This window comes from Agarivorans aestuarii, from assembly GCF_019670125.1.
In the GTDB taxonomy this organism is placed as follows: Bacteria; Pseudomonadota; Gammaproteobacteria; order Enterobacterales; family Celerinatantimonadaceae; genus Agarivorans; species Agarivorans aestuarii.
In genome coordinates, this window is record NZ_AP023033.1 from 523,511 (window position 1) to 536,124 (window position 12,614).

Annotated in this window: 10 protein-coding genes; 5 read left to right on the plus strand and 5 right to left on the minus strand. The window is 45.3% G+C overall.

Annotation, left to right across the window (positions count from 1 at the left end; translation table 11 throughout):
- Nucleotides 1-168: 168 nt before the first annotated feature.
- Together K5609_RS02555 and K5609_RS02560 are read left to right on the plus strand one after the other, a co-directional pair.
- Nucleotides 169-3,690 (plus strand): hybrid sensor histidine kinase/response regulator, encoded by a 3,522-nt coding sequence (locus K5609_RS02555; protein WP_221075823.1) that lies wholly within the window; start codon nt 169-171, stop codon nt 3,688-3,690.
- A 94-nt stretch (nt 3,691-3,784) separates the two neighbouring features.
- Nucleotides 3,785-4,408, plus strand: coding sequence for a hypothetical protein (locus K5609_RS02560; RefSeq protein WP_221075824.1), 624 nt, complete (start codon nt 3,785-3,787; stop codon nt 4,406-4,408).
- A gap of 77 nt (nt 4,409-4,485) precedes the next feature.
- Here the strand turns inward: K5609_RS02560 and K5609_RS02565 are convergent, their stop codons facing one another.
- Entirely contained in the window at nt 4,486-5,151 is a 666-nt protein-coding gene (locus K5609_RS02565) for a response regulator (protein ID WP_221075825.1), read from the minus strand.
- A 62-nt stretch (nt 5,152-5,213) separates the two neighbouring features.
- Nucleotides 5,214-5,822 carry a LysE family translocator gene (locus K5609_RS02570; protein WP_221075826.1) on the minus strand — a complete coding sequence of 203 codons (609 nt, stop codon included), beginning with the start codon at nt 5,820-5,822 and terminating at the stop codon, nt 5,214-5,216.
- Between the two features lie 272 nt (nt 5,823-6,094).
- Between K5609_RS02570 and K5609_RS02575 the strand changes: the two genes are divergently transcribed.
- Nucleotides 6,095-6,574 (plus strand): ABZJ_00895 family protein, encoded by a 480-nt coding sequence (locus K5609_RS02575; RefSeq protein WP_221075827.1) that lies wholly within the window; start codon nt 6,095-6,097, stop codon nt 6,572-6,574.
- Nucleotides 6,575-6,579: 5 nt separating this feature from the next.
- On the opposite strand, the gene K5609_RS02580 is transcribed toward K5609_RS02575, so the two are convergent.
- Nucleotides 6,580-6,972, minus strand: coding sequence for a cysteine-rich CWC family protein (locus tag K5609_RS02580; RefSeq protein ID WP_343212504.1), 393 nt, complete (start codon nt 6,970-6,972; stop codon nt 6,580-6,582).
- Between the two features lie 68 nt (nt 6,973-7,040).
- On the minus strand, nt 7,041-7,973 hold the full coding sequence (locus K5609_RS02585; protein ID WP_221075829.1) for an alpha/beta fold hydrolase: 933 nt from the start codon (nt 7,971-7,973) through the stop codon (nt 7,041-7,043).
- Nucleotides 7,974-8,070: 97 nt separating this feature from the next.
- Here K5609_RS02585 and K5609_RS02590 point away from each other — a divergent pair, with 97 nt between their 5' ends.
- On the plus strand, nt 8,071-9,093 hold the full coding sequence (locus K5609_RS02590) for a GlxA family transcriptional regulator (RefSeq protein ID WP_221075830.1): 1,023 nt from the start codon (nt 8,071-8,073) through the stop codon (nt 9,091-9,093).
- 48 nt (nt 9,094-9,141) lie between these two features.
- Here K5609_RS02590 and K5609_RS02595 read toward each other — a convergent pair whose 3' ends face one another.
- Nucleotides 9,142-10,038, minus strand: a complete 897-nt coding sequence (locus K5609_RS02595) for a LysR family transcriptional regulator (RefSeq protein ID WP_221075831.1) — start codon at nt 10,036-10,038, stop codon at nt 9,142-9,144.
- Between the two features lie 317 nt (nt 10,039-10,355).
- Between K5609_RS02595 and K5609_RS02600 the strand changes: the two genes are divergently transcribed.
- The gene (locus K5609_RS02600) at nt 10,356-12,374 is read left to right on the plus strand and encodes a methyl-accepting chemotaxis protein (protein ID WP_221075832.1); all 2,019 of its coding nucleotides are present in this window, start codon (nt 10,356-10,358) and stop codon (nt 12,372-12,374) included.
- Nucleotides 12,375-12,614: the final 240 nt, after the last annotated feature.

The following is a 12,614-nucleotide window of genomic DNA, read 5'->3' on the forward strand; positions in this document are numbered from 1 at the left end:
GCGGGTTTTAGCAGCAACAAATAATGGTTTTTGTTAAGTCCATGACTACAGTTTTTCTGCAATAGTTTGGTAAGCCTTTGTATTAATCACAGTTATCACCGATCTTTTTTGCTAGCGTAAATACTTCATCGCGCTGGATATGAACTGTTTCAAGGGAATTGATTGTAAATGCAAATAGTAAGTGAAGGTTGGTTAGTTATTCCGCTGTCGTTGGCCTACCTAGGGCTGCTATTTGTTATCGCCTATTTCACCGACCAAAATGCCAGTGCGCGCCTGCGTTGGCAGCCTGCCTTCTATAGCTTTTCTATCGCCGTTTATTGTACCTCATGGACCTTTTACGGCACGGTAGGTCAGGCCAGCGAAAATTTCTTATCATTTATTCCCATTTATCTTGGCCCAGTGCTGCTATTTATATTTGGTTGGAAGCTGCTGGCGAGGGTAGTGTTAATTGCCAAACGCGAGCATATCACCACCATTGCCGACTTTATCGCTGCACGTTATGGCAAGTCGCAAACTCTTGCGGTAGTTATTTCGCTTATTTGTATTATTGGCGTGCTGCCTTATATCGCCTTGCAGTTACGCGCCATTGTGATGGGTTTAGATTTGTTTGGCGGCGATGCAATGCGTGAAGCCGTGGGCAAGGGCAGTAGCTCGCAAATCGCTTTGTTTGTGAGTATCGCCTTGGCGATATTCACCATGTTATTTGGCACTCGCCATATTGATGCTACCGAACATCACCGCGGGGTAATTGTTGCTATCGCTTTTGAGTCGCTGGTTAAGCTGGTGGCCTTTGTGTGTGTGGGATTGCTGGCGGTATCAATATTGTGGGATTTACCACTGAGCACCCAGCAAGCGGTGAGCGAGTCCTTTAGCTTTAAGTGGCAAGAGATTAGCATTGCCGATGTAACAGACTTGGTGATTGCCACTCTATTGGCAATGTCGGCGGTCATTTGTTTGCCTCGGCAATTCCACGTAACGGTGGTGGAAAACAACCAAGTTAATGATCTTAAAACCGCCCGTTGGTTATTTCCTGCCTATTTGGTATTGCTGGCTATTTTTGTCTTACCCATCGCCTTTGCTGGAGATGTATTGCTGCCGGCAAATACCCCTGCCGATAACTATGTGATTAGTTTGCCATTGGCGGCCGGTCACGATTGGCTAGGTATGGTGGCGTTTCTTGGTGGTACCTCAGCCGCCAGCGGCATGGTGGTGGTGTCTACCATTGCGTTGGCCATTATGGTGAGTAACGATTTGGTATTGCCACTGCTATTGAAGCAAGGTGGTTTGAGTCGCCGCAATTTCGCCCAGTTTAGCGAGTTACTGCTTAATGTTCGCCGCACCACCATTCTAGTGATACTACTGCTGGCTTGGGGCACCTTTTTAATGCTGGGGGAATTAGCCAATCTAGCGGATATTGGTTTTTTATCTTTTGCTGCCATCGCCCAACTCGCTATACCGCTGATTTTTGGCTTGTACTGGCGAGAAGGTAATCGCACCGGCGTTTATGCAGGCTTATTAGTGGGCATGAGCCTATGGCTGCTCAATCTACTTAATATGACCGATAGCCTTAGTCCTATTATTTTTAACCAATGGCTCGCCGAGTGGCTTACCGCACCACAACTGGCGGGAAGAGCGCTTATCTCCAACGATAACTGGGGCATCGTGCTCAGTTTGTTGGGGAATTTGATAGCTTACTTGTTGGTGTCTAAACTATCTAGCCCCGCAGTTTCTGAGTGGTTGCAGGCCAGTAACTTTGTTGGTCAAACCGGTAAAAGTGACGATGCAGGCGCACTTTATCAATCAAAGGTGAGTGTAGAAGAACTGCACATGCTCGCTTCCCGCTTTTTAGGTAGCCAACGGATTAGCGAAGCCTTTACCAAATACGCCAGTTCACGCGACCTCGACCTTAGCCCAAATCAACAAGCGCCAGTTGAGTTAATCGCCGAAACCGAGCGCATGTTAGGCGGTGTATTTGGTGCTTCTTCGGCACGTTTAGTACTGGGTTCAGCTTTGCAAGGCAAGCAAGTCCAGCTAGAGGAGTTTGCCTCGATTGCTGAAGAAGCCTCGGAGCTTCTGCAATTCAATAAACACCTGTTACAAGGCGCTATTGAGCATATTGATCAGGGCATCGCTATTGTCGATAAAGAGCTTAAGCTGGTTTCTTGGAATCGCCGTTACACCGAGTTATTTGATTTCCCCAACGGCATGATTGCGGTAGGGCGACCTATTGAAGATTTAATACGCCACAATGCTATCAATGGTTTGTGTGGCCCCGGTGATATTGAAGAACATGTAGAGCGGCGAGTGGGGCATTTACGCCGGGGTAATAGCCATACTTCTTCACGAATTCGCCGTGATGGTCGAGTGATCCAAGTGCAAGGCAATCCCATGCCAAATGGCGGCTATGTAATGACTTTTAGTGACATTACTACCTTCCGCCAAGCCGAAGATATGCTGAAACAAGCCAATGAAATTCTCGAAGCGCGGGTGGCTCAGCGTACCCAGCAATTGTCATCGATTAACCAACAATTAGTGCATGCCACGCATGCGGCCGAACAAGCCAACCAATCTAAAACCCGCTTCTTAGCTGCGGTGAGTCATGACCTTATGCAACCCCTTAATGCCGCAAAACTTTTTGCCGGTTCATTACTGGAAGCAGACTTGGCAAAAGACACCAAATTTTTAGCCGCAAGCATTGATAAGTCACTCTATTCTGCAGAAGAAATTATTAGTGATTTATTGGATATTTCGAGGCTCGAGTCTGGGCGAGTCGTGGTGAGTAAAGAGCAGTTTGATATAGGCCATTTACTCGATCATATTCATGCCGAATTCATTCCCTTAGCTCAGCAACAAAAAGTGGACCTAAAGTTACACACCAGTAAGCTTACGGTAAGTAGCGACAGCAAATTATTGCGCCGTATTCTGCAAAACTTCCTCACCAATGCATTACGTTATAACCCCAAAGGTAAAGTCCTGCTGGGCGCCCGACGTAAAGGCAGTAGCCTGCGTTTAGAGGTTTGGGATAATGGCCCTGGCATTGAAGAGAGCAAGCAACAGCAAATTTTTGAGGAGTTTCAGCAGTTACAAAAATCTGGGCGCGCTCGTGAAGAAGGCTTAGGTTTAGGCCTAGCCATTGCACAGGGTTTTGCCGAACTGTTAGAGATCCCTATTGGTGTTGAGTCGGAGCTAGGCAAAGGCTCGGTATTTTACGTCACCGTTCCGGTTGTAGAAGCAGCCAATGTATACAAAACTAAGCAATTAGAGGGCGCGCCTATTAGCACCACCCAAGGTGCTAAAGTGCTTTGTATTGATAATGAGCCCGACATTTTGGCCGGTATGGAAAGCTTGTTGGGCCGCTGGGGTTATGAAGTTATTTGCTGTGAAGACGCCGACACCGCGGCAGAAGTTATTGAAGGTGGCTGGGTGCCAGAACTGATTTTGAGTGACTACCATCTCGACTACGACAAAACTGGCTTAGAAGCACTGCAGCGCTTAATTCATCAAGGGCAACTCTCTTGTCATGGCATTGTTATTAGCGCCGATAGGCAAACTGATCTAATCGACCGCGTACGCGCTCAAGGCTTTGCCTACTTAAGTAAACCACTACGCCCATTACGTTTGAAAAAACTCTGCCAGCAGCTGCTTAATAGCCAAAAAGGCGCTAATGATTGGCTAAAGCCGAGCTCTTAAGTAGGCAGAAAGGTTGATGTTTTAACGCGTACTTGAACAACAACAGTTTTACGATGTCGCTAATTTTTCATTTTTTATAAACGGGAGGGGTAGCTTGATTAGGTGGGGAGTAAATAGTTTTCTTAGCACTAATATGCGGCTGATGGCAAATTGGAATGGCAGTGCTTGGCAGGTGTTTGATTGTTTTATTGTGGCTAAACCAAAAACCTTACCCGCTCCAACTTGTAAGATATCTCCAACCGGCAGTTGGCAAATTTTTGAAACAGCTGAAAGAACCTTGTATTTGTCTTTGGTTAATCGAGAGTTGCTAGTTAGTTGGGCAGAGCTCATCCCATTGATGGCTGAATATAGTAAAGGCTTTGTGCAAACGATGCTCCGCCAAGAAGTCCAGAAGCTAGTATTAGAAGCAGAGAGCAATCCCCAAGAAGTAAAACGAGCGCGCCAATTAGGAATTAATGTTCATCAACTCTGGTGGTTGCAAGCGCTGGACCAGTATCCAGAAGAGCTGGCTTATCAAAGTAAAACCAGCTCACATATAGCTGAATGGCGATGTGAACCGCTCGAACCAGCATTTACTAAACCATTAGTGAGCCGTGATTTACGCGCTCTTACTAAGTTGGGGTGGTTGTCGTTTGATGGAGAACGTTATCATCGTACTAGTAAACTTATCCCTCCGGCAGCAGAGCATGTGACTAAGGGGGTTTATAATTTTGATTGAATTCTTCAAAGCCCCACTAAACTAAAGCTATTAGCGTTAGTTTAGTGGGGCTTAACTTAATCTTTAATTAGACTATGTTAAATCTCGTTATCTTCTGGGCTTGGCTCTAGCTCTAATTGCTGTAAGGCAATTACTGCTTGGGTGCGATTTTTCACGTTGAGTTTGCGGAAAATGGCGGTAACGTGGGCCTTAATGGTGGCCTCCGATACGTTTAGCTCGTAGGCAATTTGCTTGTTTAGCAGGCCTTCGTTAAGCATTACCAATACTTTGTATTGCTGTGGTGTAAGGCTGGCTAAGCGCTCCGCGAGAGGGTCTTCCTCAGCTTGAGCGCTAAAGCTTATGCCTTCTGGGAACCAGTCGTCACCTTCAATAATGTGCTGAATGGCTGCAACTAACTGTTGTAGTGGCGTGGACTTAGGAATAAAGCCAGTAGCGCCAAGCTGTTTGGCTTTTTGTACTACGCTCACTTCTTCGCTGGCAGAGATCACCACGATAGGTAGCTCTGGGTATTGACCATGTAAGTGGGTAAACGCTGAGAAACCATTGGCGCCTGGCATCTTTAAATCTAATAACAATAGGTCGGGTTCGCGCTCTAGGTCGAGCAGCTTAAGTAGGTCGTTAACATTCTCAGCTTCTAGTAACTGAGCATCGGGAACGGCAGTTTGTACTGCCTGCTGAAGAGCACTACGAAACAAGGGGTGGTCATCAGCGATAATGATCTTGTAGGTATCTTCCATAACCATGATTCATCTGCCTTTTTTTTGACCATAGCACCAAGCCTTGCGGGTTTCAATTTGCAGAGGGCTTAACTGTGAAGGCCGAGCAAAGTTCCCATTCCAAGTAGGGTTGTACCGCTAAATCTATTGACCCATTGTTGATAGCGCTGCAGCTGTATTTGCACTTTATGGTGCGACAAAATGCGCACTAATAAGTACCACAGTAATGCGGTTTCTAGTAACAAGGCTGCCCCGAGTATCAGCTTTTCGCTAAGTAGTGTTTCGCTACCAATAAATTGGCTAAATACGCTCACAACAAACACCAATATTTTGGGGTTGAGTAGATTGCAGGCAACGCCACTTAACACCACTTTATTAGCGCGTTTAGGTGTTCCTTGGGCAGCAAGTTCAATAAGCTCGGAACGGCTAAACAAGGTTCTTAAGCCTAGGAATACTAAAAAGCCAGCGCCGCCCCAACGCAATACTTCAAACAACAGAGGGGATTGCTTAATAAGAATGGATAAGCCACCAATAGCGAGGGCAATGTGGATGCTAAAACCCACTAGTACGCCCATTACGCATAATGCCGCTTGGCGTTTTCCGCTGCTGGCATGGCGCAACACCATTACCATGTCTGGGCCCGGGCTTAACATACCCAACAAATTAATCAATAGCAGTGCGCTTAATGCTTCTAACACGCCTTCATCCCTGAAAAGTAATGAGATTTAAAAACTGCGGCTAGTGTAGGGCCTGTCTCTAAGTGGATAAATGGAATTGTAGCTATTCTACATATTCCATTTTGGAATTATTGGTTCGGTAAAGATTATAAAACTGTGAGCTGAACGAATTCAGCAGTAGATTAAATTGATATTGCGTAAGTAGGAGGGTTTAGCCCAATGCTAAATTTTGTCGTCTTAGTGTTAATATGCGCGGGTAGTTTAGGCAGTAAGCTTAAAGGAAGAGCATGCAAATGGCTGAAGTATCACTTAACAAGTACCTAATGTGGTTTTCACTGGTTTATTTAGCCAGTTCCTTAGTTTTTGGCACCGTGGTGTCGTGGTTAGATTTAGAGTCCAACAGTTTTTTAGGCATTATTATCTTGATGTTGTCTGCATTTATTGCGGTGCAGTTGTTTGTGAAAGATCACCAGCGAGGGCTTACTCGTAAAGAGCTACGCTATTTAAGCTTTTGGTCGTGGCTTGCTTCGATATTCATTTCTGTGGCTGAATTGCTGGCGGTATTTGCCTACTCATTTTATGAGATTTATGGGGTGATTGCCTGGCTAGATGTGCAGGCTGAGCTGTCGGCTTTGTTGTTTGAGCTGTCTATCGACTTACATGCCCTTTACGCGATTATTGCCGTGGTATTGCTCATCTTTTGGGGACTAACCCGCTTGGCCTATGGTTTTGCCAATAAAACCTCCGCTAAGCAAGTAGATAAGCTAGCTTAGTTTGGTTAATTACTTGAAGTAGGATAAGGGCAGTGTCGACAGCCATTACCGCAGCAGGTGCCTCGTTTTAAGTGATACCAAGCACTAAAAACCATCAAGCCATCTTCCATGCCGAAGTCTAGATGTTCTTGCAAGGCAGCTTGTTGGTTAGCTGGTGTTCGGTAGCGCGCAGCTAATTCTAATAGTTCATGATGAGGTGTATTAGCTATCAACAGCGTTAATTTCTCGGCCAACTTTTTGGATAAGCATGTTTGACAAAGACATGCCCGCTCATTGAGATCTGCGCTTACTGGCAAAATAGCTGGCATATTCATACACCAGCATTGTTCATTGGCTGTGCAGCCGACTGAGGCTCCACAGCTAGGACAATCTGAAAGGACTTGTTGTGCCACGAGCATGTTTCTTGGTTAATGTCTTTTATTCGAGCATAAAGTATTTAGCCTTTGCTTCCTATGTGAGTTTGCATTTAGTGGCTTTGATTTCCAACAAAACTGACAGTCTCAGCAATAACCTGAGGGTCTTTTAGCAGGCGAAAGTGGCCTAGTCCTTCTGTTTGCTGGTGTTTTGCATTTGGCCAGCACTGTTGAATTTGCTTAAACTGTTGTTGGCTAACTTCTTGGTCTTGGCTATCACTAATTAACAAACCTGGCGTAGCTTGCGGGGTTAAGCGCTCTACACTAAACAATTGCCAAGGATCGTCACCCGCCAACAACTTCTGCATTTTTTGTCCCACTTGTTCTTTAAAGGTTGCTTTAAGCTTCTGGCGTAGGTTGAGTAGATTGGCATAGGTGGAAAACATTTCTTCTACATCTAAATGTGGGGCTAACATAACTAGCTTGGTTGGAGCAAAACCGCGTAACTGGGCTGTGGTAGTGGCCATAGCACCAAAGGAATGAGCAAGTACACAGTGCACCTTGGCAACTTGCTGTTGAATGGCCATTAAGCTGTCACTGAATTCGAGTAAGTGGCTATGCGAATCTTGATGACTGCCGTGTCCGGGGGCATCAAATGTCGCAACTTGGTAGCCAGCATCAACCAAAGGTTGAACAAAATGGCGAAACTGCACGCCGCTGCCACTCCAGCCATGCAAGCAAACCACTAAAGGTCCTTTCCCCCATAAGTGCAAGGGTAGCTTATGTTGGTTTACCTTGAGTGTGATGGTTTGCTCGGCACTTTGCCAAAAGGCTTGAGTATTAGGGCTAACCTTCCGCTTAAATACACGAAACCATAACTTAGCCAATGTGTTTGCCGCCCAAGCTTGACTGACTAAGCCGGCCAGGTTAAATGCTAACCCTGCTGCTTGATAACGTAAGGGCACCACTCGCTGGTGTCGTTTTTGTTTGTTACTTGGCTGCGGGGTATCACAGTTTAGTGAGTTGGCTTGATTTGGCTGAGTCATATAGTCTCTCCCTGAGATTTAGTCACTAGTATCCTATTTGCTGACAGGCTTAAAAAGTGTCATATTTGCCATTATGATGGTGAAAATGGACAAGGTTATGAAAGCTGCAATTTTGTTAATGGATAACTGCTTTGGCACGGGTATTAATGGCATATTAGATGCGCTTATTGCGGCTAATTACAGCTTGATTAAATCTGGCGCCATGCCGTTGTTTGAGTGGGAGCTAGTGTCGCTAGATGGTAATCGGGTCACTCCCACCAATGGATTGCGCATTGAGGCCGATTGCGATTTAGCTAGTTTTATAGCGCGTTCTGAACAACCCGACATATGGATTATTCCTGGCATTTATCAATCGGCTAGCAACTTTGAAAAAGTGCAAACGGCGATGCGCCAAAGCGAAGTAATGATACCTGTGCTTCAGCAGCATGTAGCAGATAACAAAATGATTGTGTGTATGTGCACTGGCGCTTTTTTGCTAGCGCAAGCCGATTTGCTGGGCAAGAATCCGGCATTAATGCATTGGCGTAATGAGCATCATTTCCGCCGTGCCTTTCCGCACTTAAGCATTGATAGCCAGAATACCATTGCTGAGTATGGCAATTTACTGTGTTCGATTGGTGGCAGTATGGCTTATGAGTATTTAGTGCTGCGTCTTGTAGAGCGCTTTGCCGGGCATCAAACAGCCATTAACACCGCCAAGTTGCTGATGATGGATCTTAATGCCCCGCCAGCTGCGCCTTATCGTGCTCACCAGTACCAGCCAGAACATCAAGATGCCTTAGTGCAACAGGCACAGCTTTACTTGCAGCGAAATAGCAGCCAAGACATTAGCATGGTGGAAGTGGCTCAAGAATTAAACATTAGTGATCGCCAGCTAAAGCGACGCTTTGCTGCGGCCTTAGATTGCTCCCCCTTGCAGTACCTTCAGCGGCTTAGGGTAAATCAAGCTTGCAGCCTACTCGAGGCGACCCAATTACCCAGCAATAAAATTGTGTTGGAAGTCGGCTATCAAGACGAAAGCAGTTTTCGTCGTTTATTTAAAAAACAAATGGCAATGACCATGGAAAGCTACCGGCAGCAATTTGGTATTCAACATCAGCAACATATGGCTGTTGGTTAGCAAAGCCATTTAATCTAAGAGTAATAAGGTAAGTAAGTGCTTACATGGCTAAGTCATTGCTTGATGGATTTGCTGTCTAAACCAAGTGTGAGCGGGATCGTGATGGTTGCGATGATGCCAAATCAACGAGTAGTCAAAAGGGCTAACCTCAAAGGGCAAAGCAACCATTGCTAAAGGGCGCTGTTTTAGCAGTTGTTTGGCGATTTTTGCGGGCAAGGTAAGAATGAATCTTGTCTCACTGAGAATTTGCACCGTGGCTGGATAGGAAGAGGCGCGAAATTGAATTTGGCGCTGTAAACCTTGCTGGCTAAGGTGGCGGTCAATATGGCTGTTTTTGTCTGCACCAGTAGTAATGATGGCGTGTGGGTAGCGGCAGTAATCGCTCATGCTGGGTTGCGTTATCGATAAATAGGGGTGTTGTTGGTGCATTAAACACACTAAGTGATCGGTGCCTAAGGTGGTAGCGTGTAGCTCGGTGCTATCCCGTGGAGGCAGTGTCATGCCTAGGTCTACTTCGCCACTGTGTAATAGCCTATTAGTGGTATGGTCCCAGTTACATAGCTCAATGTTTAGCTGAGGCGCTTGCTGGTAGATGCCACCGAGAACTTTTGGCAGTAAGTGTTCACTTACGTAATCAGAGGTGGCAATGGTGAAGGTACGCTGGCATAAGCTAGGCTCAAAGGCTTGTTGGTGGAGCAAGTTTTCCACAGAGTCTAATAACGGTGCTACTTGGGCTTTTAGCTCAATGCCTTTGGGCGTTGCCTGTAGTTGTCCTTGCACTCGCACCAGTAAAGGATCACCAAATACTTCGCGTAATTTAGCTAAGTGTTTACTCATGGCCGACTGGCTTAGGTGCATTTTTTCTGCAGCGCGAGTAACACTTTGTTCTTGCAGTAAATAATACAATGCACTGAGTAAATTTAAGTTAATTTTTCCAAGTTGCATATTGAGCTCATCGTTAGTCTACGTGCCTAGCTTACTCGGCTATAGCGATTCTGTATAGCAAGCCAAAACTAATTTTATTTCATAACTAGAATGTGCTTTGTGCCACGGCTTAAGCCTTGCCTATTCTGGTTTTATGAGCCAAATCACCCTTTTAATCAGTAACATATTATTAACCTCAGCATAAAGATCGAGCAGCTCTCGAAAACGTGTTTTCATAAATTTATATTATGAAAACATAATCTTTAGCAGCTAGTTGCACGGTTATTATGTAAGCGCTTACATACGGAAGTGAACTAATTAAAGAAGTGAGATTAAAGATGCTAGTACATAAAAAATTGTCCATTACCCAGTTGATTCTGGCGACATTTTCAATGCTATGTATCGTATTGCTGGTGCTCGGTTTAGTTGCATGGAAACAAATGCAACAGGCAGAAAACACAATGGGTGAAGTGATCACTCAAGCTTTCCCTTTAATGGGACATACGAACCAGCTTGATCGTAGTTTAACCGCTGTAGAACGCGTGCTGAATAACACCATTCAAGAACGCGATGAACAAAAAGTTAATCAACTTATTGAGCAATACCATCAACGCGTGGCCGATTACCAAGCGGCAGAGCAAGTATTGGTAAATTGGTTGTCGGAAAATGGCGTAGAAAGTGAAAACTTTAGCCTTGTTCAACAGCAAAATGAATTGTTATTCGAAGATGCAGAATACCTTATTGAGTTGCATCAAGATGTTATCTCTAGTGGCACATCCCTGTCTGAGCGTACCGCAACTTTCCAAGGCATTTCCTTACGTATTAACTTGTTGTTAGGCCAACTGTTTGATGAAGCAGATCCTAATATGCTTAAAGTATTGCTAGACGCTGTAAGTGCCGATCTCTCGGCAATGCAACTAGCAACCATTAATGTGCTCAACTCAACCGATCCTCGTGAAGTTGGTAAGGTGATTACTAGCAATAATGAAACTAAAAGCTACGTAGAAGAAGACTTTGGTGACTTGATCGTTGAGAAAGAGCTGAAAGGCGTTCAGGGCGAGCATGAACTAGTAACGCAAATTCCTTGGTTGCTTAACGAAGTGACCGCGTTTGGTGGCCTGTTAGGCCAATACCAACAATACCTAATTAAGCAAAACAAACTGATGAAGCTTAAAGCTTCCATTACTGATCAGCTACAAGATGTAAATAGTAATTTAAGTGCGCTTACTGCAGAGAGCCAAAGTTCCACCGAGCAACAAATCGAAGAAGCTTCTGGCAGCATTTCTACCTTGATAAACAGTGGTGCGGTGGTTATTCCTCTTACTATTTTGTTCTGCATCGCCATGGGTTTAATCATTCAGCAGTTGATTAGAACGCCGCTTAAGCAATTGGTTAATACCCTTAAGCACTTAGCAGAGGGTGATTTGAGCCAGCGCTGTCAGTATCAAAGTGGCAACGAGTTTGGCATGTTGAGCAACCAGCTAAACCAGGTTATTGAACAGCAGCGAGACACCGTAACGGGCTTGCGTGAAAAGAGTGAAGCACTAGGGCAAGCTTCTACCGTAAACCGTCAGCACGGTAGCGACATCATGAAGCAGCTAGACGAGCAACGTAGCCAATGTATTACCGTGTCGGCCGCTATGACCGAAATGGAGCAGGCGATTCAAGATGTAGCGCGCCGGGCAGACTCAGCAGCGCAAGGTATGCGTGAAATTAGTGATAGCACTCAAGACGGCGTTCGCCTCACCGAAGAAGCTTTAGAAAACAACCAAGCACTAGCGGCTAACATTGCCAGCTCTACCGACAGAGTTAAGCATGTGAGTGAAAGCAGTAACGCTATTTTTGGCATTCTAGAAGTGATTGAAGGTATTACTCAGCAAACCAACTTATTAGCACTTAACGCCGCCATTGAGGCAGCCCGTGCCGGTGAGCAAGGCCGAGGCTTTGCGGTAGTGGCCGATGAAGTTCGCCAGTTAGCACAGCGTACCGCCTCTTCTACCACAGAGATTCAAACTATGATTGGTGGTTTGCAGCAAGATACCGAGCTAGCCGTGAAGGAAATTGAGCAGTGTAATAAGAGCATGGAGCTCAATGCCAGCAACGTGAATGCGATTAACCAAAAAATTGGTGATATTGCTAGCCACATTGAGCATTTATCGCTGCTTAACGAAGAGATTAGTGTGGCAACTAACCAACAGCAAACCACCAGTGTGGATGTGTCTTGCAGTATGGAAACCATATCGAGTGCAGCTCAACAAAACCTTACAGTTGTAACAGAGCTAAACCGCTTGAGTGATGATTTGGAATCGGTTGCTAAAGAGCAGGTAGATTTAGTGCAAGGTTTTAAATTTGCCTAAGCTTCCTCGCAATAATGACTAGGGTCTGTTGATCTTTGCTGATGGTTTTTGCAGCAATTAATTAGCCATTTAGGCAAGGCAGTGAGTGTGCAGTTAAGTGGGCTTAATAATCACTCGCTAACGCTGAATAAATGGCTAAGAAATGCTGCCCGAAGGGTTCGGATAAGCGAACTTTACTCTTTGTTAAGCACTTCTTGCTTAGTCCACTATGCTTCTAAGTGCTCGCCGCGATTAAAGTCC

Coding starts and splice junctions, on each gene's coding strand:
- K5609_RS02585 (WP_221075829.1), bottom strand. CDS start 7,973: ATGACTCAGCCAAATCAAGCCAACTCACTAAACTGTGATACCCCGCAG.
- K5609_RS02595 (WP_221075831.1), bottom strand. CDS start 10,038: ATGCAACTTGGAAAAATTAACTTAAATTTACTCAGTGCATTGTATTAT.
- K5609_RS02575 (WP_221075827.1), top strand. CDS start 6,095: ATGGCTGAAGTATCACTTAACAAGTACCTAATGTGGTTTTCACTGGTT.
- K5609_RS02600 (WP_221075832.1), top strand. CDS start 10,356: ATGCTAGTACATAAAAAATTGTCCATTACCCAGTTGATTCTGGCGACA.
- K5609_RS02580 (WP_343212504.1), bottom strand. CDS start 6,972: ATGCTCGTGGCACAACAAGTCCTTTCAGATTGTCCTAGCTGTGGAGCC.
- K5609_RS02590 (WP_221075830.1), top strand. CDS start 8,071: ATGAAAGCTGCAATTTTGTTAATGGATAACTGCTTTGGCACGGGTATT.
- K5609_RS02565 (WP_221075825.1), bottom strand. CDS start 5,151: ATGGTTATGGAAGATACCTACAAGATCATTATCGCTGATGACCACCCC.
- K5609_RS02555 (WP_221075823.1), top strand. CDS start 169: ATGCAAATAGTAAGTGAAGGTTGGTTAGTTATTCCGCTGTCGTTGGCC.